Annotated in this window: 12 protein-coding genes; 7 read left to right on the top strand and 5 right to left on the bottom strand. The window is 59.6% G+C overall.

Translation table 11 applies throughout. The features are described from left to right. Positions 1 to 468: 468 nt before the first annotated feature. The 5 genes from J7394_RS16525 (at position 469) to J7394_RS16545 (ending at position 9,176) form a co-directional block, all read left to right on the top strand. Positions 469 to 3,051, top strand: coding sequence for a hypothetical protein (locus J7394_RS16525; protein ID WP_209254572.1), 2,583 nt, complete (start codon positions 469 to 471; stop codon positions 3,049 to 3,051). A 132-nt stretch (positions 3,052 to 3,183) separates the two neighbouring features. After that, entirely contained in the window at positions 3,184 to 5,115 is a 1,932-nt protein-coding gene (locus J7394_RS16530; RefSeq protein ID WP_209254574.1) for a type I secretion protein, read from the top strand. Between the two features lie 233 nt (positions 5,116 to 5,348). Then, a complete protein-coding gene (locus tag J7394_RS16535; RefSeq protein WP_371812060.1) occupies positions 5,349 to 7,370 on the top strand; it encodes a type I secretion system permease/ATPase in 2,022 nt (673 codons plus the stop codon). Between the two features lie 2 nt (positions 7,371 to 7,372). Beyond that, positions 7,373 to 8,725 carry an HlyD family type I secretion periplasmic adaptor subunit gene (locus J7394_RS16540; protein WP_209254578.1) on the top strand — a complete coding sequence of 451 codons (1,353 nt, stop codon included), beginning with the start codon at positions 7,373 to 7,375 and terminating at the stop codon, positions 8,723 to 8,725. A gap of 73 nt (positions 8,726 to 8,798) precedes the next feature. Further along, on the top strand, positions 8,799 to 9,176 hold the full coding sequence (locus J7394_RS16545; protein ID WP_209254580.1) for a rhodanese-like domain-containing protein: 378 nt from the start codon (positions 8,799 to 8,801) through the stop codon (positions 9,174 to 9,176). A 9-nt stretch (positions 9,177 to 9,185) separates the two neighbouring features. Here the strand turns inward: J7394_RS16545 and J7394_RS16550 are convergent, their stop codons facing one another. After that, positions 9,186 to 9,944: an alpha/beta fold hydrolase gene (locus J7394_RS16550; RefSeq protein ID WP_209254582.1), complete on the bottom strand. Its 759-nt coding sequence runs from the start codon at positions 9,942 to 9,944 to the stop codon at positions 9,186 to 9,188. Between the two features lie 89 nt (positions 9,945 to 10,033). On the opposite strand from J7394_RS16550, the gene J7394_RS16555 reads away from it, so the two are divergent. Next, complete coding sequence (locus J7394_RS16555; protein WP_209254584.1) at positions 10,034 to 10,408, top strand: hypothetical protein; 375 nt, start codon at positions 10,034 to 10,036, stop codon at positions 10,406 to 10,408. A 70-nt stretch (positions 10,409 to 10,478) separates the two neighbouring features. Here J7394_RS16555 and glyA read toward each other — a convergent pair whose 3' ends face one another. Further along, the gene (gene glyA, locus J7394_RS16560; RefSeq protein ID WP_209254585.1) at positions 10,479 to 11,774 is read right to left on the bottom strand and encodes a serine hydroxymethyltransferase; all 1,296 of its coding nucleotides are present in this window, start codon (positions 11,772 to 11,774) and stop codon (positions 10,479 to 10,481) included. Between the two features lie 122 nt (positions 11,775 to 11,896). Here glyA and J7394_RS16565 point away from each other — a divergent pair, with 122 nt between their 5' ends. Further along, entirely contained in the window at positions 11,897 to 12,703 is an 807-nt protein-coding gene (locus J7394_RS16565) for an NAD kinase (RefSeq protein ID WP_209254586.1), read from the top strand. A gap of 256 nt (positions 12,704 to 12,959) precedes the next feature. On the opposite strand, the gene J7394_RS16570 is transcribed toward J7394_RS16565, so the two are convergent. The 3 genes from J7394_RS16570 to J7394_RS16580 all read right to left on the bottom strand — a co-directional run bounded on the left by J7394_RS16570 (position 12,960) and on the right by J7394_RS16580 (position 18,894). After that, positions 12,960 to 14,399, bottom strand: a complete 1,440-nt coding sequence (locus J7394_RS16570; RefSeq protein ID WP_209254587.1) for an amidase family protein — start codon at positions 14,397 to 14,399, stop codon at positions 12,960 to 12,962. Positions 14,400 to 14,462: 63 nt separating this feature from the next. Beyond that, positions 14,463 to 16,352: a propionate-CoA ligase PrpE gene (gene prpE / locus J7394_RS16575; protein WP_209254588.1), complete on the bottom strand. Its 1,890-nt coding sequence runs from the start codon at positions 16,350 to 16,352 to the stop codon at positions 14,463 to 14,465. 268 nt (positions 16,353 to 16,620) lie between these two features. Next, the gene (locus tag J7394_RS16580) at positions 16,621 to 18,894 is read right to left on the bottom strand and encodes an NADP-dependent malic enzyme (RefSeq protein ID WP_209254589.1); all 2,274 of its coding nucleotides are present in this window, start codon (positions 18,892 to 18,894) and stop codon (positions 16,621 to 16,623) included. Positions 18,895 to 18,972: the final 78 nt, after the last annotated feature.

Genomic DNA, 18,972 nt, shown 5'->3' on the forward strand with positions numbered 1-18,972 from the left:
ATATTCGGATTTGATAATAGGTCCTAGAACCATTGATTAGGGTCGTAGTGCGGGTATTTCGGGTAAGTAGAGGGAATTCAACGGCTTCTTTCGTCTAAGCCCAATCGGTAGGGTTTTAGGTCGGATTTTTTAGAGAAAACTCCGACCACTCCCGCAATATCTTCAGATTTCAATGGGCTATCCGTTCTAGAGCTTTTCGATAGCTTGGCAGCTTTGTTAAAGGCTGCGACGCTTCTTCTACTTCAGATTGCGAAGATTTTTCCTTTAACGCCCGCCCCTCGCGCAATTTCGCGAATCTCTTTTGGCGGGATCGTCGGCTTAGCCGGGAAAGGAGGTGCAGAAAGCTCGGAACCAGTAGACCGCAGGGATATGCGCTTAGGCATACCGTGCGGATTTTTGTTTCAACCGCACAGGTAACCACCTTTGAGATGAATGGTGGTCAGGTGCGCCAATAGAGTGGAAATCAATATGTCTGACCGTAGAATTCTATCCCCAGTCACAACCGTCGAAGAAATTGATGTCGAAGACATGGACCCGGTCGTTGATGAACCGGTTGTTGAAGATCCCGAAATGGAGATGGCTGCAAACGCCCAGCAGCAACAACAGCAACAACAGCAGTCCGTTGACAACACCACCGGTGGTGATGACACCAACACCAATGGTGGCAACGACAGCAACACCAATGGCGGCAATGACAGCAATACGAACGGTGGCAATGACAGCAACACCAATGGCGGCAATGACAGCAATACCGTTCGCGACAATGGCAACAGCACCAATGACAACGTGAACCGGGTCGATATCGACTTTGGTGAAGGTGAGTGGATCCCGCGTGACGATGATAAAGTCGACGTGGATATCGCTGATTCCGCCTCCACTGGTGATGTCATCACGGCAGGTGATGACGTGAACTATGATCCGGGCGACGATCTGAACCTAGACTTCTCGTTGAACGGCGAAGGCAACGACATGGCCTCGTTCAACAACCAGTATGCCAGCCTGACGGACAATGACACGCTGAACGGAGCGACGGTGTCCAACACCGGCACATTCGAACAGAACGGCCATGCGACCGGAGGCAACGCAACCGCGGAAGAGGGCATTGATTCCTCGTCTGATGGTGGAGCGTCCGGCAGCGGTGGCACCAGCCATGGCGGCGAAGCCTGGGGTGACACCTATGGCAGCACGTCTATGGCCCTTGGTGGTCACTCCGGAGACGCCAACGGCGCGGCAACCGGTGGTGCGGGCGCAAGCTCAGGCGAGGCGCACAATGCCAGCCTCGGTCTTGGCCTATCCGGTGCGCATGCGGATGGCACCGGTACTGGCGCAGCAGGCGGCAATGCCAACAGCAACTCGACCGCGAACAATACCGGGTCCTCCAGTGCAAGTGGTTCCGGCAATGGCGGCGAAGGTGGCGCGGCCGGATCTCTTGGTCTTGGCCTGGGTCTTGGCCTGTCTGGTTCGAACGCTGACGGCAATGCCAACGGCGGCGACAATACGTCTGGCTCGCTAGGAACCGGTCTTGGTCTGGCGGGCACGGATGCGTCCGCACAAGGCTCGAACGCTGGCAGCGGCAATGCGCAGTCCAATGGTACCGCTGACAACACAAGCTCTGGCAGCAACCAAGCTAATGGCGCGACCGCAGGCAGCAACAATGCTGCGGGTATCGCGGGTTCTGGCGCTCTGGGTGCCAATGACGCAGATGGCGGCAATGGTCCGGGCGGTGCAGGCTCTGGTGGTGCTGGGACCGGCGGCAATGGTCCGGGCGGTGCCGGGACTGGCGGCAATGGTCCGGGCGGAGCTGGCACTGGCGGTAACGGACCGGGTGGTTCGGGCACCGGTGGTAACGGACTAGGCGGTACGGGTACCGGCGGTAATGGTCCGGGTGGAGCTGGCCCAGGCGGCACAGGCTCTGGCGGAGCTTCTGGCACAGCGGAAGGCGCATTGTCTGCGCTGAACCAGCAAAATCTGGGTCTTGGCCTGAATCTCGCCGATCCCGATCCGACAACGGGCGGCGGCGGCACAGCCGGCGACGCAACCGGAACCGGTGGTGCCGGAACGGGCGGCGCAGGCTCTGGTGGCAATGGCCCCGGCGGCGCAGGCTCGGGCGGTAACGGCCCAGGCGGCACGGGTGCTGGTGGCAATGGTCCTGGTGGAGCCGGTTCGGGCGGTAATGGTCCTGGCGGTGCAGGCACCGGTGGCATGGGCTCAGGCGGGAATGGTCCCGGCGGCGCAGGTGCCGGTGGCGCAGGCGGTGGCCGCGTTGACACAAGCTCGGACGCACAAGGCGTTGGCGACCAGTCCGCGACAGGTCCTGACATCTCGCAAAGCCCGGGTGACGTGACAGGTGCGACCAACAACCTGCAAACCCCCGATGGTTCGGGCGGAGCCGGTGGCAGCAATGCGACCGATGGCACGGCCGAAGCAACCGGAACCGGTGAATCGACTGCCGAAGGGACTGGTGGCGCAGGTGGTATGACCTCGCCGACGTCGACATCGACCGGTAGTGGTGCTGGATCTGCGGATGCGACCAACACAGCTGGCGATGGTGGTGACAACGAGGTGTTTGCAGAAGCTGACACCGATGGAACCGCTGACAGTCTGGCCGAAGCGATTGCCGGTTATGGCGGCGCGGGGTCTGCTGACAACGATGCGACCTCGACTGGAACCGGCAGCGCGACGGGATCGGCAATGTCCGGTGACGGCGGCTATGGTGGCGCGGCCACAGCGGCTGGCGGCACCAGCGGCGCGGTCATGGGAAGCTCGACCGGCGGCATGACAAACGGTGCAACCAACACCGGTGGCGAAGCCTCGGGCGCCAATTCTGGCGCAGGTGGTGCAGGCGGAAACGCCGGTACCTGGGGCTCTGACAACGGTGGCGATGGCATCGTGAACGGCGAATCCTATGCCTCGGCTGCGGCTGTTGTCGATACGGCGGCGTTCAACCAGTCGATCGTCATGGGCGCAAACGTCCTTGGTAACTCGGTCGATACGACCATGGTGGGCGGCTCGATGACGTCGTCCTATGCCAGCGACGATACCGAGGTCTAAGACCCGTTTCGGGCTCTGCCATTTTCAGAGCCCGAGCTTTTTTCAAAACCGCCGGGGGCGCGCCACGTGGCCCCGGCTTAGCAAACCCAAAGCGGAAATTTTCGGCCGTCGCGGGTGACAAGGAACCTTAATATGTCCCTCGACAGTATTACTGAAACGATTGCACATTTTGTTGGAACTTTTGAGCTGACAATCGAACAAGGACGATTGAGAGACCAGTATGAAGAGTTCACCGCGCTACGGCGGAAAGTCGAACTTGAAGATCTGTCAGACCCCACGAGAATTGAGGTCAAGGCCACGTTGAAGGCCGATCCGGGCAACTATGCCCCAATCCCTTTCAAATTCAACACACCCCCGGCCGAGCTGCCGCCGCCACCCCCGGCAAACGGCCCGATCTATGAGACAAGCATTTTCCTCGACCCACCAGAGGGTCCTTCTGAGGCGGTACGCGAGGCGGCATTGGGTCCGTCGGAAGCACCGCCTTTGATGCTGTTCCAGTTTCAGAACGAACTGATTGGATCAGCAGTCACCTACACCTTCCAGACCCTGTTCCTGCGCGACAATGACGTCGTCGGAGAAGGGGAATTCCGCGATGTCGACGCCCTGATCAGTGCAGGGCAAGACATGCTCGAGGCCGCGCTGACTTTCCATGCAGTCGCTGCGCCGTCCTTTGCGTTGGCCGACTATGCTTCGCTTGAACTGCTCTCTGAGATTGCCGAGCAGATCGTGAACCCGATGAACTCCGACATCGAAGGTGTCACGGTTCACCAGTTCCACGGCGAAGACGCCGTTGGTGTGATCATAAACGGCGAAAAGGTTGAAGAGGCCCTGGAATGGGACGACCTGCTTCCGGCCTATCACCAACCAGATGAGGAAGCCGACACCCCAGATATGCTGCCCACAGAATGGGACCGCTCGGATGATGAAGACTTTGCCGACGGCCATATGGTCATCGCGGGCGGCAATCTTGCGGTCAACGAAGTGGCGGCAACGATTGCATGGATTGATGCGCCCTACATAGCCGTAGGCGGCAAGGCGATGGATTTGACCGTGATCAGCCAGGTCGCTGTGATTTCCGACTGGGACCAGATCGAACAAGGCGGGAGCAGCGGAACCAAGGTGGTGCAGTCAGCCTCGGTCGGCGTTGAGGCGAAAGCCGCCTATTGGCTGAACCAGGCTGAGGGGGCCGAAGGACAACCCGCCTTTGCCTCGGTCGATTGGATCAGTGGCGATCTGGTCGTTGCGAATTTCATCAAGCAAGAGATCGACGCCACGGATATCGACCACATCCAGGCCGAAATCTCGGCCAGCACGACGCTTTATGCGATGGGTGACAACCAGATGGTCAACGTCACCGAGATTATCCAGCTGGGCAGCTACTATGATGTGATCATGATCGGCGGCAACATGATATCCGTCGATATGCTGTTCCAAACCAACGTGTTGATGGATGACGATATCGTATCGGGCGGCTCGATCTCGGCGCAGGGTGATGAAAACCTTGTCATGAACGAGGCCTCGGTTTCGAAAACGGGCGAGGACAGCCACAAGGAGCTGCACCAGGATATGGCCAATGCCATGGCGCTGGGTGAAGCGGATATGGACGCGCTTGAGGACGCCCTGCTTAACGATCCCATGTTCGCAGGGATGGAGCAGATCCGTGCCCTGAAAATCGAAGGCGATCTGCTGCAGGTCAACATCATGGAACAGGTCACCATGCTGCTGGATCAGGATGATGTGCACGTGTCTGGGCCCAAGGCCGCCGAGACGGAGATCATCGCGGGTAGCAATGCCCTGCTGAATGCGGCAAATGTTGCCAAGGCCGGGATCGACTCGGTGGTGATGGCGGCTGAGGAGACCTATTCGGATCTGCTTCTGCATCAGGCGAGCCTGTATGATGTACCTGATCAGGGCGACATTTCTGAGCTGACGAATGATGCCATCGCCGTGTTGATGGAAGAGGCCAACAGCGAGCTGGCCAAGATCCACGAAACCGTCGCCAAACAAACAGCCCCGACCGAGATGGCGGGCGCTGACGACGGCCTGCAGACCATGCTGGCCTGATTTCCTGTAATTATAGCGAGTGACCGGAAGGTTAGTTTATGTCGATTGTGTTTTCGTCGCGCCGCACCATCTGTTCCAGCCCTTTGGATCGAAATGGCGGCGTTGCCGTGTCCGAGGCGCCGCGTACCGAAAAGGGATCGAATGCGCCGCAAGAACCCAAAAAGTCAGCCCTGCTTCTGCTGCATGATGCGCTGCGCGTCGATACGCCTGACGCGTCGCGGGGCAAGGAGCAAATGGCAGCTAAGCCTAGTTCTGCAGAACCGAAGAACACTCACCGCGCCGATCCTCCCCTTCGGCGCGAACAGCCGTACCCTTCGCAAGATACGACTCCTGAAGGTGGCGGCGCTGGGGTGGCCAAAGCCGAGGCCTCTGATCCTGTTGACACCAACATACCCAAAGCGCGTAAGACCCCCTCTGCGCGCACAGATGGTGGGGATCGCATAGGCACTACGATTGAGGCCAAGGCAAACGAGCCGTTGCCGCCGACCAAGTCCGGCGGTGGTGACGGCAATGGGCCACCCCACACCTTTCACAAGCGAACCCCGCCCGAGGATTTCCGGCGCACGTTGCGGGTTTCGATGCGCGCGATCTACCGTAATCTGGTGTTCGTTCTGGTGCTGACTTGTGCCACCAATATTTTGATCCTAGCTATTCCGATCTACCTTTTTCAGATCAGCGACCGGGTCCTGACCAGCCGGTCTCTGGACACGCTGATCATGCTGACCACGATCGTTGCCGGAGCGGTTATCTTTCAGGCGGCATTTGATGCGGTCCGTCGGTTCATGCTGATGCGCACGGCGGTCGAAGTGGCGGCGCGGCTGGGCGCTCCGGTGCTGAGCGCTGCGGCCCATGCCTCATTGCACGGTAATGGTCGCGAGTATCAGACCCTTGGGGATCTGCAGCAGGTGCGCGGTTTCTTGGTCTCGGGTACGCTGATCTCGTTCCTGGATGTGCCCTTTGCTCCGCTTTTCATCCTGATGATCTTTCTGGTGCATCCGCAGCTTGGAATGATCGTGGTCGTGACGGCCCTGTTGCTGATGACAATTGCCCTGATCAACCAGAAAACGACCGCGAAACCGTTTGCCGAAGCGAATAAGGCCCAGTCCATGGCGAACCAGCATCTGGATTCGATGTCGCGCAACAGCCAGATCATCAACGCGCTGGCGATGATCACCGAGGCGGTGCGGATCTGGGGCCGCGACACCGCGCAATCGCTGACATGGCAGGTGCGTGCGCAGGATCGCAATGTGATCTTCGCGGCTATTTCGCGGGCCGTGCGTCTGCTGACCCAGATCGCCATCTTGGGGTGGGGGGCGTTTCTGGCCCTGCAAGGTGAGATCACCGGCGGCATGGTCATCGCAGCCTCGATCATCGCCGGGCGTGCCTTTGCACCGATTGAAGGCTCGATTGAGGGGTGGAACGGCTTCCTTCTGACCCGCGGAGCCTATGGGCGGATCAATGCGCTCCTGTCCAATTCCGCGCTTCAGTTCGAAAAACTGCGCCTGCCGCGTCCCGAAGGCAGGCTGGATGTCGAACGTCTTCTCTATGTGCCCGGAGGGACCAAACGCGTCGTGCTGAACGGGATCACCTTTGCGCTCAATCCGGGTGAGACGCTGGCGATCATCGGCAATTCCGGCGCGGGCAAGACGACGCTTGGTAAGACGCTTGTGGGCTCGATCCTGCCGACCTCGGGCAGTGTGCGGCTGGACCTGATGGATATCCGCAACTGGGACCCGCGCCAGTTTGGTGAAAGCATCGGCTACCTGCCGCAGGACGTGCAGCTGTTCCCCGGCACCATCAAGGACAATATCGGCCGGATGCGAGAGGACGCGACCGACGAACAAATCCACGACGCTGCCGTTCTGGCCGATGTCCACAACATGATCGCAACCTTGCCGCAGGGCTATGAAACCGTTGTCGCCGCTGACGGATCGCCCCTGTCGGGTGGGCAGAAACAGCGTATTGCGCTGGCGCGCGCCTTCTTTGGTAACCCACGTCTGGTGGTGTTGGATGAGCCGAACTCGAACCTCGACGTGGCGGGGGATCAGGCGCTGGCGCGGGCGATAGCGCAGGCCAAGGACAGCAAGATCACAGTCGTTGTGATTACGCAAAAGCCGACACTTCTGAATGTGGTGGACAAGATCATGCTGCTGACCGATGGGCGCGTCGCCTTGTTCGGCCAGCGTGAACAGGTGCTGCAGCAACTGAATGCGCCACGCAAACAACCCGGCATTGAAGGCCAGCAGGGGGGCTGATCATGAACGATATCGTACCCGTCAACACGTCTCCGTCCGAGCCGACCGTCTGGTATGCCGAGGTTCCGCGCTCGATCAACCGTCTGATCGTGGTGGGGTTCGTGATGCTTGTCGTATGCTTCGGCGGCTTCGGCGTCTGGGCTTTCAGCGCGCCACTGGCGGCAGCCGTCATCGCGCAGGGCAGCTTTGTTGCCACCGGCCGCAACAAGATCGTTCAGCACCTTGAGGGGGGGATTATCGAGGATATCAAAGTCTCGGAAGGTGAGGCCGTGCAGGCCGGTCAGGTACTGATGACGCTGGATCAGACCTCGGCCGAGGCCAATGAGAGAGAGCTGTTCATTCGCAAGATCCGCCTGCAAGCCATGACCGAGCGGTTGCTGGCAGAATATGGCGAGCGCGAAAAGCTCAACTTCTCCCCCGACCTGATCGAGGCGTCAAATGATGTTGAGGTGATGACGATCCTCGATGGCCAACGGCTCAGCTTTGATGTCTCGCGCAAAACGCTGCTGAACGATGTCGCGCTTCTGGCCCGCAACATGGAGGCCCTGAAAATCCGCGCCAGCGGGTTTGAGGCTCAGTTGAAAAGCATGCAGAGACGCTCGGAGATCTTGCAAGAAGAGTTCGAGACAAAGGAAGCCTTGTTCGAAAAAGGGTTGGTGCGCAAAGGCGATCTCAACACGATCCGCCGCGTTCAGGCCGAAGCCGATGGTCAGCAGGCGCGTTTGCAGGCCGAAGCCGCCGAGATCAACCAGATGCTGTTGAAATACGAAGAACAGATATCCCGCACCCGTTCAGCCTATCGCGAGGCCGCGTTGGATGAGTTGGGTGTGATCGAAGCCGACCTTGAAAGTGTGCGCGAGAAATCCCGACAGGCCCGCAGCGTTCTGGCTCGCGCGGTCGTGCGTGCGCCCGTCACCGGAACCGTTGTTCGCCTGCACTACCACACACCCGGCGGCGTGATCGAAACCGGCGAACCCATAGCCGAGATCCTGCCCGCAGACGCCCCACTGATCATCGAGGCCCAGATACCCCGCACCGAGATCGACAGCGTCGTCACCGGACAGGACGCGACCGTGCGCCTGATTGCGCTCAATCAGCGCACAACCCCGGTTCTGAGCGGGCAGGTCTTCTATGTCTCAGCCGACGCGCTGGTCGAGGACTCCCAGGGCGTCCCGCAAGAGGTCTATTTGGCGCGCATCTCTCTAACACCTGAAGAGCTAAAACGTGTCAGGGGGTTTGTACCCACTCCGGGCATGCCGGCCGAGATCATGATCCAGACCGAAGAACGCACTTTTGCCGCCTATATCGCCAAACCAGTCTCAGACAGCATGTCTCGGGCATTTCGCGAGCAATAGTTTGATTTGGCTACACCAACCCGTCGTCGCATGCTAATCCTCGCATGTGTAGGCAAAATGGGGGGCGGTGTAAATGCCACTAACAGTGAAGGACATGATGGAGGCGGCCAATGCGGTGGTCGCGCGCATCGAAGTGGATCAGGCCAAGGCGCTGATCGAGGGCGGAGCGCTTCTGCTGGATGTCCGCGACATGGTCGAGCTTCAGCAGTCGGGTCGCGCAACCGGCGCGCATCACATCCCACGCGGCATGCTTGAGTTCCGTGCCGATGAAACGCTGAAATCCCATGACCCCGAGCTGCGGAAAGACCGGGCCATTATCCTCTATTGCGCCGCCGGAGGGCGCGCGGGGCTGGCAGGGAAGCTCCTCAAGGATATGGGCTATGACGAGGTCTACAACCTTGGCGGCCTCGCGGATTGGGTCAATGGCGGCGGCGAGACTACGCCCGCCTAAAGGCGCAGGTTATGCGTTCAGGAAGGCCCGGACGGCGGCTTCAAATTCTCGGGGTTTTTCGGCATGCAGCCAATGCCCGGCCCCGGGGATTTTGGCAAAGCGCGCGGCGGGAAAGAGGGTTTTGATCTTGTCGCGGTGTTCGGGCAGAACATAGTCGGAATTGGCGCCGGCCAGAAACAGCGCTGGGCCACCCCAATGGGCGTCTATTTCTGGGAACCCCATGATCTTGGGCATCTCGGACGCCAGAGCATCAAGGTTTAAAAGCCAGCGTTTCCCCTCGATATCCAACGATTGGGTAAAGAAGCTCTGCAAAGCCGGGTCAACCCCTTGCTCTGCCAGCTGCTCCGCCGCGTCCGACCGGCGCGTGACCCGCGAAAAATCGACCGCGCGCATCGCCTCGATGAACTGGATCTGGCTATGGCCGTAGGTCACCGGCGCAATATCGGCGACCGCCAGTTTGCGGACCAGACCTCCATGCTGCAAAGCCAGCATCATGGCCGCCTTGCCCCCCATCGAATGCCCCACCACATCGGCTGATCCGCCAAGGCCCTCGATCACTTCCGCCAGATCGGACGCGAGATCGGGATAGTCGTGCTCCTCACTCCACAGGCTCTGCGAGTGGTTGCGCATGTCGACGGCAATCACCTGCCGCTCGTCGGAAAGTCGCCGCGCGATGACGCCCCAGTTGCGAGCCGAGCCATAAAGCCCGTGCGCAATCAACAGGGGAGGGGTGTCCGTCGGGTCGCCATGGATGATCGTATTCAGCATAGTCTTGTGATACGCGCGACTGCACCGAACAACCAGCCCCATTGTCGCCCCTTCGCAGGGCGGTTAAGTTGTCCCGTCAGGAGGCGCAGATGACTCAGGAAACAGATATCCAGACCCAGATCGCGCAGACCATTCAGTTGCTGCGCAAGAAACTGGGGGTCAAGGACAAGACGCTGATCGCCTCGGTGCGCCGCGCCAAGCGACGCTTGCCGCGCAATGTCTACAAGCAGGCCATGGTGTTGGCGCAAGCCGAACCGATGGCAGAACATCCGAAACTGCGTCTGGTTCTGGACGGGCCAAAGCTTGAGAAAGCCTCGGATGAGGTGCAGAGCCATCTGAACGCTATCAATTTGGCGGACCGTCGATTGGGATGGTTTCTGAGCTTTCTGGGCTCAGTCGCGTTGGGCCTGATCGCTTTGGCAGCAGTGGCGATGATTGTGTTGCGCTGGCGCGGGTTCATCTGACCCAAACGTGACTTCAACGAAAAACGGCGCCATCTCTGGCGCCGTTTTCTTTTTGGGTTTCCGAGAAAAATCAGAGGTTCGGATAGATAGGGAAACGGGCGCAGAGGTCGGCGACTTCGGCTTTGACCTTGGCCTCGACCTCGGCATTGCCGTCCTCGCCATTGGCGGCGAGGCCGTCGACCACTTCGATGATCCAATCCGCGATCTGGCGGAACTCGACCTCGCCAAAGCCGCGCGTAGTGCCGGCGGGCGAGCCCAGACGGATGCCCGAGGTGATGGTCGGCTTCTCAGGGTCAAACGGCACGCCGTTCTTGTTGCAGGTGATATGCGCGCGGCCCAAGGCCTTCTCGGTCGCGTTGCCCTTCACGCCTTTGGGACGCAGGTCGACCAGCACCACATGGGTGTCGGTGCCATGGGTCACCGTGTCCAAACCGCCCTTGATCAGCTGATCCGACAGCGCCTGTGCGTTGGTGATGACTTGGCTGATATAGGTCTTGAATTCGGGACGCAGAGCCTCGCCGAAGGCAACCGCCTTGCCTGCGATGACATGCATCAGCGGGCCACCCTGAATGCCGGGGAAGATCGCCGAATTCACTTTCTTAGCGATATCTTCATCATTGGTCAGGATCATACCCCCACGAGGACCGCGCAGGGTCTTGTGGGTTGTCGTGGTCGCCACATGCGCGTGCGGGAAGGGGCTGGGATGCTCGCCTGCGGCCACCAGACCGGCGAAATGCGCCATGTCCACGTGCAGGTAGGCGCCGACCATGTCGGCGATCTCGCGCATGCGGGCAAAGTCGATCTGACGCGGGATGGCCGAGCCGCCTGCGATGATCAGCTTGGGCTGGTGTTCTTTCGCCAGCGCCTCGACCTGATCGTAGTCGAGCATGTTGTCTTCTTTGCGGACGCCGTATTGCACGGCGTTGAACCACTTGCCCGACTGGTTCGGGCGCGCGCCGTGGGTCAGGTGACCACCGGCGTCGAGGCTCATGCCCAGAATGGTGTCGCCTGGCTGGATCAGCGCCTGGAACACGCCTTGGTTGGCCTGGCTGCCCGAGTTCGGCTGCACATTGGCAAAGCCGCAACCAAACAGCTCTTTCGCGCGGTCGATGGCCAGATTCTCGGCAATGTCGACGAACTGGCAGCCGCCATAGTAGCGACGGCCGGGATAGCCTTCGGCGTATTTGTTGGTCATCACCGAGCCCTGCGCCTCCATCACGGCGGCAGAGACGATGTTTTCCGACGCGATCAGCTCGATCTCGTCGCGCTGACGGCCCAGCTCGGACGTGATCGAGCCAAATAGCTCAGGATCACGGTCCGACAAAGACTGGGTGAAAAAACCGGTGTCACGGAGATTGGCGTTCATGATAGCTCCACATGTCTGGGGTATTGCTTGCGGATTTCCTATCGGAAACCCTGCCGAGGCAACAGCTTTAAAGCGACGAATTGCACCGCGTGGGCGTCAACTCTGGCCTATTGGGGAAAGGTATGTTTGTTTCGGAACCAAATGTGCAGCACCGGAAACCGGAAAAAATGAAAAAGAGAATCGCTTTTCTCGCAAGCGAGGCTGATGTCGCGCAATCAGCCCGCGAGGTCCTGGTTGCCAAATACGGAAACGCCGCGCCACGCGATGCGGATGTGGTGGTGGCGCTGGGTGGCGATGGGTTCATGCTGCGCACGCTCAAGAATATGCAGCACCTCGATGCGCCGGTATACGGGATGAACCGGGGAACCATCGGGTTCCTGATGAACACCTATTCTGATACCGATCTCTTGGAACGTCTCGATGATGCCGAGGTTGAGGTCATCAATCCTCTGGCCATGCGCGCCATGGATCAATCCGGGAAACTGCATGAAGCGCTGGCGATTAACGAAGTGTCACTGTTGCGCGCAGGTCCGCAAGCGGCGCGTCTGAAGATCAGCGTCGATGGCCGCGAAAGGATGGGAGAGCTTGTCTGTGACGGCGCGCTTCTGTCTACGCCTGCGGGATCGACAGCGTATAACTACTCGGCCCATGGTCCGATTTTGCCGATCGGGGCGGATGTGTTGGCCCTCACCGCGATTGCTGCATTTCGACCCCGTCGGTGGCGCGGAGCCTTGCTGCCCAAAACCGCGAAAGTTCGCCTAGATGTTCTGGATGCAGACAAGCGCCCGGTGATGGCCGATGCCGATTCTATTTCCTTTCCTGACATTGATTGGGTCGAAATCTGCTCGGAATCCGAAATCACCCATCGTATTCTGTTCGACCCCGGACATGGCCTTGAAGAACGTCTGATTTCCGAACAATTCACTTAGAATTTCGTCAGTTTTGGAAATTAATTTTGCCTTGTGTGAACAAGTTCACATGCGGGTGAGCGTAGGACAGATATTGTGATCTTGCCTGGAGAACACGCTTAGGTGGGAGTGAGTGGCCACCAAACAGCGTTTTCGACATACTTGCGCATTTTTTGCGCTGGCGAGGGTGGGTGGTGCCACGCTCGTTATCTGAAATCCAGGCATATTTAAGCAAGCGGACCCCGGGCACAAAAACCCGGGGTCGATTTCTTTGGGATCAGCCGGAGGGTGACATTTGTTCCCAAAGAGGCTTGCACATCTGCCCGACCCGCGCCTCGATCGCCGCCGCCGCATCGACCGCCAGATCTTCACGCCAACGACGCGCAGCGATCTGAACATTGATTGGCTGCGGGCCGTTGGGCAATTCTGCCAGTCTTGCCGGAACGCAGGCGGCAGGCAGGCCAAGGAAGTTCATCGCATAAGAATAGACCGCGCAGCCCAGAACCTCATGCACGCCCTCGGCCCCTTCGGTGTCTCGGTCCGGCTTGAAAAAGGGTTGAGGCAGGAATGGCGACAGGACCAGAGGGTAATCTTCAAGGAAGAGGGACCATTCACGGGCATAGTGGCTGCGTTTGGCGAGCATTCGCAGCAGTTCAGTCTCGACGATAGGCGGGAATTCCTGAAAATAGACCTCGAAGATATCTTGGATGGTTTGCGAACCGGCCGCCTGGATATCGGATTTCAGAAGGGTCAGAACCTCACCCATCAAGGTGCGGTATCCGATGCGACCGCATTCGAAGACATCAGGGGGATCGACCTCGTCGACCTGATAGCCCGCATCGACCAGCGCGTCGCGCGCGGTTTCCAGCGCCTTTTCAACCTCTGTATGAAGGGCGTATCCGAATGTGTTCTTGGTAAAGGCCACTTTGATCGGGGTGTCCAAAGCCTCACCCCGCCATGGCAGGGGTACATGAAACGGGTCTCGACGGTCTGGGGCGATCAGGCTGGGCATCGACAGGGACAGGTCGGCTGCGGACCGGGTGATCAGGCCCTGAACGGACATGGATTGGGCGAGTATTCCGCGCTCGGCCGTTTGGCTGGGGTTCCAGGCAGGGACGCGACCAAGGCCGGGTTTGACTGTCACCGCCCCGTTGGCGGCAGCCGGAAACCTGAGGCTTCCGCCAATGTCGTTTCCATGCGCCAAAGCGCCAATCCCGGCCATGACGGCAGCCCCGGCACCGCCCGACGACCCTCCGGTCGAGATATGCCGCCCCCACGGATTATGCGTGCGCCCATAAAGCGGATTATCGGTGTCGGCGCGGAAGGAAAACTCGGGCGTGTTGGTCCGGCCAATAACGATGGCACCGGCATTCTGAAGGTTTGATACAACAGGCGCGTCATCAGGGGCGATGACATCTTTCAGCGCCACGACCCCGTTTGTGGTGGCGTGGCCCTTCTGGTCGACATTTATCTTGATGGTCACCGGCACCCCTTGCAGCGGCCCGGTCGGTGCCCCAGCTGCCCGCGCGTGATCCAAGGCGCGCGCGCGTTCTAAGGCCTGCTGGCTCAGATCCTCGACCACGGCGTTCAGGTCGGGATTGACGGCATTCATACGTGAGATGGAGGAGGCAACGGCGTCCTCAGCACTCAGGTCACCGTTGCGGGTCAGGGTGGTCAGCTCAGTGGCGCTGAGTTGCCAGATTTTGCTTTGAGTCATGGGCCCTCACTGTCTTAGCAAGACAGTAAGGGGCCTGTTTCAGGTTGCAAGAGGGGGGCCGCGCTACTGAGCGTAACCAATCGTCTGCAACGCGTCCTTGATCTCGTCCAGGATGGCGGGATCGTCGATGGTCGCGGGCATCTTGTAGTCTTTGCCATCGGCAATCGACACCATGGTGCCCCGCAGGATCTTGCCCGAGCGGGTCTTGGGCAGGCGGTCCACCACCACGGCCAGTTTAAAGGCAGCCACAGGGCCGATTTTGTCTCGGACCATCTTGACGACTTCGTTCGAAACCTCGGCATGGTCACGGTCGGCACCGGTATTCAGACAAAGGAAACCCACTGGCATCTGGCCTTTCAACTGGTCTGACACTCCGATCACCGCGCATTCGGCCACATCGGGGTGGGCGGCCAGTACCTCTTCCATGCCGCCGGTCGACAGGCGGTGGCCCGCGACGTTGATCACGTCATCGGTGCGCGCCATGATATATAGGTAACCATCCTCGTCGATCATGCCCGCATCGCCGGTCTCATAGTAGCCGGGGAAGTGGTTCAGGTACGAGCTTTTGAACCGCTCTTCGGCGTTCCACAGCGTCGGCAAAGTGCCCGGAGGCAGCGGCAGCTTGACCGCGATCGCGCCTAGCTCACCCGGTTTCAGCGGATGGCCGCCTTCGTCGAGGATCTGAACGTCATAGCCTGGCATCGGCTTGGCCGGAGATCCCAACTTGACCGGAAGCTCCTCGATCCCCAGCGGGTTGCCTGCGATTGCCCAGCCGGTCTCGGTCTGCCACCAGTGGTCAATGATCGGAACGTTCAGCGCGTCCTGCGCCCAGGTGATCGTATCGGGGTCGGCGCGCTCGCCCGCAAGATACATGGCGCGCAGACCGGACAGGTCGTATTTGCCAATCAACTCACCCTTGGGGTCTTCACGCTTGACGGCGCGGATCGCGGTGGGGGCGGTGAAGAAACTGCGCACGTTGTGCTCGGAGATCACCCGCCAGAAGGTGCCCGCGTCGGGGGTGCCGACGGGTTTGCCCTCGAACACGATGGTGGTGTTGCCGTGGATCAGCGGGGCGTAGCAGATGTACGAGTGGCCAACGACCCAACCTACATCCGATGCGGCCCAGAACACATCACCCGGATCGACATTGTAGATATTCTTCATCGACCAGTTCAACGCAACCAGATGCCCGGCGGTCGGGCGCACAACGCCTTTGGGCGCGCCCGTGGTGCCCGAGGTATAGAGGATATAGGCCGGATCATTGCCGGCGACCGGCACACACTCGGCAGGCTCGACGCCGTATTGGAAGCCATGCCAGTTGAAGTCGCGCCCCTCGATCAGCTGGGCCACTTCCTGTTCGCGCTGGAAGATGACGCAGAACTCGGGCTTGTGGCTGGCCAGGTCGATGGCGCCGTCCAGCAGAGGTTTGTAGTGAACCACGCGGCCCGGCTCCAACCCGCATGAGGCGGCGATGATGGCTTTGGGCTTGGCATCGTCGATCCGTACAGCCAGTTCGTTGCTGGCAAAGCCGCCGAACACCACAGAATGCACGGCACCCAGACGGGCACAGGCCAGCATCGCCTCGAGCGCTTCGGGGATCATCGGCATGTAGATGATGACACGGTCGCCTTTTTCAACGCCCTTGGCACGCAGCGCACCGGCAAGCGTTGCCACTCGGTTCCGCAGCTCGACATACGAGATCTCGCGCTTGGTATGGGTGATCGGGCTGTCATATATGATGGCTGTCTGTTCGCCGCGCCCGTTTTCCACATGGCGGTCGACGGCATTCCAGCAGGTATTAACCTGCGCGTCGCTGAACCATTCGTACAGAGGGGCGTTGTCGGCAAACAAGGCTTTGCTGGGGGCCGAGACCCAATCAATGCCTTTGGCGGCATCCATCCAGAACGCCTCGGGGTCGTTTTTCCAGCCATCGTAAACGTCTTGATATGCCATCAGGCCCTCCTCCCAAAATCACTGCAACTGTTGTTAGGCAGCGATAGGGCAGTGGGCAAGCGGCGCGAGTGACGGCGCGTCAGTTTATCGCAAAATATTTGCAGGATGGCCAAAAACAGCCTGCAAATTTTTGCAAACCTCAAGATTTTATGGAATTTAGCAGGTTCAGAATAGGATTTTGCAAACCTGCAAATTTTTGAGTGCAAAGGGTTTTGGCTGAGTCGGACAGCCAGACACCCGCAGGATGTCTGGCGTTGATCTAGCCGCTCTAGCCGTAGTGGGTTACGGGCGTGCCGGCGATTGCAGCCATATTCAGCAACCCCCGTGAGGTGATCGAAGGGGTCACGATATGTGCCTTGTTGCCCATGCCCATCAGGATCGGACCAACTTCGATTCCGTCGGCTTTCATCTTCAGAACGTTGCGCACGCCACTTGCGGCATCCGCATGCGCGAAGATCAGGACATTCGCAGCACCCTCAAGGCGTGAGGCGGGGAAAATACGCTCGCGCAGTTCGGGGTTGAGGGCCGTGTCTAGGTTCATCTCGCCTTCATAAGTGAAGTCGCGCGGTTCGCTGTCCAGAATGCCAATTGCCTCACGCAGTCGCTTGCCCGAGCCTTCGGCCTGGTTGCCAAATTGCGACTGCGAGCAGAAGGCAATCTTGGGCTCCAGCCCGAAACGCCGCACGTGGCGGGCAGCGCCCAGCGTGATCTCGGCCAGTTCTGCCGGATTCGGCAATTGCCGTACGTGGGTGTCGGCGATGAATAGCGGGCCGTCCTCGAGAATCATCAGCGACAAAGCCCCATGTGGACGCAGGTCTGGGGTGCCCAGAACCTGCTCGACGTAATTCAAATGCCAGCGGTATTCGCCGAACGTGCCGCAGATCATGCTGTCGGCTTCGCCGCGCTGAACCATGATTGCGCCAATCGCGGTGGAATTTGTGCGCATGATCGCCTTGGCCAGATCGGGGGTGACGCCGCGGCGCTGCATGATTTGGTGGTAAGAGTTCCAATAGTCGTAGTAGCGCGGGTCGTTTTCCGGGTTCACGATCTGCAGATCTTTGCCGGGACGGACGACCAGACCCAGACGCTCACAGCGGGCCTCGATCACTTCGGGGCGGCCAATCAGGATCGGAGTTTCGGTCGTTTCTTCAAGGATGGCCTGCGCGGCGCGCAAAACGCGTTCGTCTTCACCCTCGGCAAAAACGATCCGACGGCTTGAGGCTGCAGCGGCCTCGAACACGGGGCGCATAAGAAGGGCAGATTTGAAGACGGTCTGGTTCAGCTTTTCCTTGTAAGCCTCAAGGTCGTCGATCGGACGTTTGGCAACGCCGCTGTCCATTGCGGCCTTCGCAACCGCAGACGATACGATCCCCACGAGGCGCGGATCAAAGGGTTTAGGGATAAGGTAGTCCGGGCCAAAAGTCAGCTGTTCGCCTTTATAGGCCGCGGCGGCCTCGGCGCTTGTGGTGGCGCGGGCCAATTCGGCAATGCCTTCAACGCAGGCAACCTGCATCTCGTCATTGATCTCGGTCGCGCCGACATCCAGCGCGCCGCGAAAGATGAAGGGGAAACACAGCACGTTGTTGACTTGATTTGGAAAATCGCTGCGTCCGGTCGCGATGATCGCATCCGGTGCGACCTCACGCGCGGCTTCGGGCAGGATTTCGGGCGTCGGGTTGGCCAGAGCGAAAATGATCGGGCGATCGGCCATCTTCTCGACCATCTCGGGTTTCAAAACATTCGGGCCGCTCAAACCCAGGAACAGATCGGCCCCGCCGATCACGTCATCCAAGGTGCGCAGGTCGGATTTCTGGGCGAACTGATCTTTGTGCGGATTCATATCCTCGGCGCGGCCCTCATAGACCAGCCCGTGAATGTCGCACAGCCAGATATTCTCGCGCTTGACGCCAAGTTTGACCAGCATATTGAGGCAGGCGATCCCGGCCGCTCCACCACCGGTCGAGACGATTTTTATGTCTTCGAACTTCTTGCCAGCGACGTGCAGCGCATTTCGGGCGGCGGCCCCGACAACAATGGCGGTTCCGTGCTGGTCGTCGTGAAAAACGGGGATGTTCATTCGCTCGCGACACAGCTTTTCGACGATGAAGCAATCGGGGGCCTTGATGTCTTCAAGGTTAATTGCACCGAAGGTCGGCTCCAACGCGCAGACGACATCGGCCAGTTTTTCGGGGTCCGGCTGGTCGACCTCGATGTCGAAGCAGTCGATACCAGCGAATTTCTTGAACAGGACGGCCTTGCCCTCCATCACCGGTTTCGAGGCGAGGGCACCGATATTGCCCAGCCCCAGAACGGCTGTCCCATTCGATACCACGGCCACAAGATTGCCGCGCGCCGTATAGTGTTCCGCGTTCGAGGGGTCGGCCTTGATCTCAAGACTGGCCTCGGCCACGCCCGGCGAATAGGCGCGCGCAAGATCACGGCCGTTTGCCATCGGCTTTGTAGCCTTGATTTCAAGCTTTCCGGGCTTGGGATGAGCGTGGTAGTCAAGCGCGGCCTGCCGCAAGCTGGGTGTGTCAGACATCGGCGGTAAAGCTCCCTTTGAAATTTGATTTAGCCTTAAACTATTTTTCTGGGCTTGGCTACGCCGCGTCTCAAGCTT

The sequence above is a fragment of the Ruegeria sp. R13_0 genome (genome assembly GCF_017743995.1).
Classification (GTDB): domain Bacteria; phylum Pseudomonadota; class Alphaproteobacteria; order Rhodobacterales; family Rhodobacteraceae; genus Ruegeria.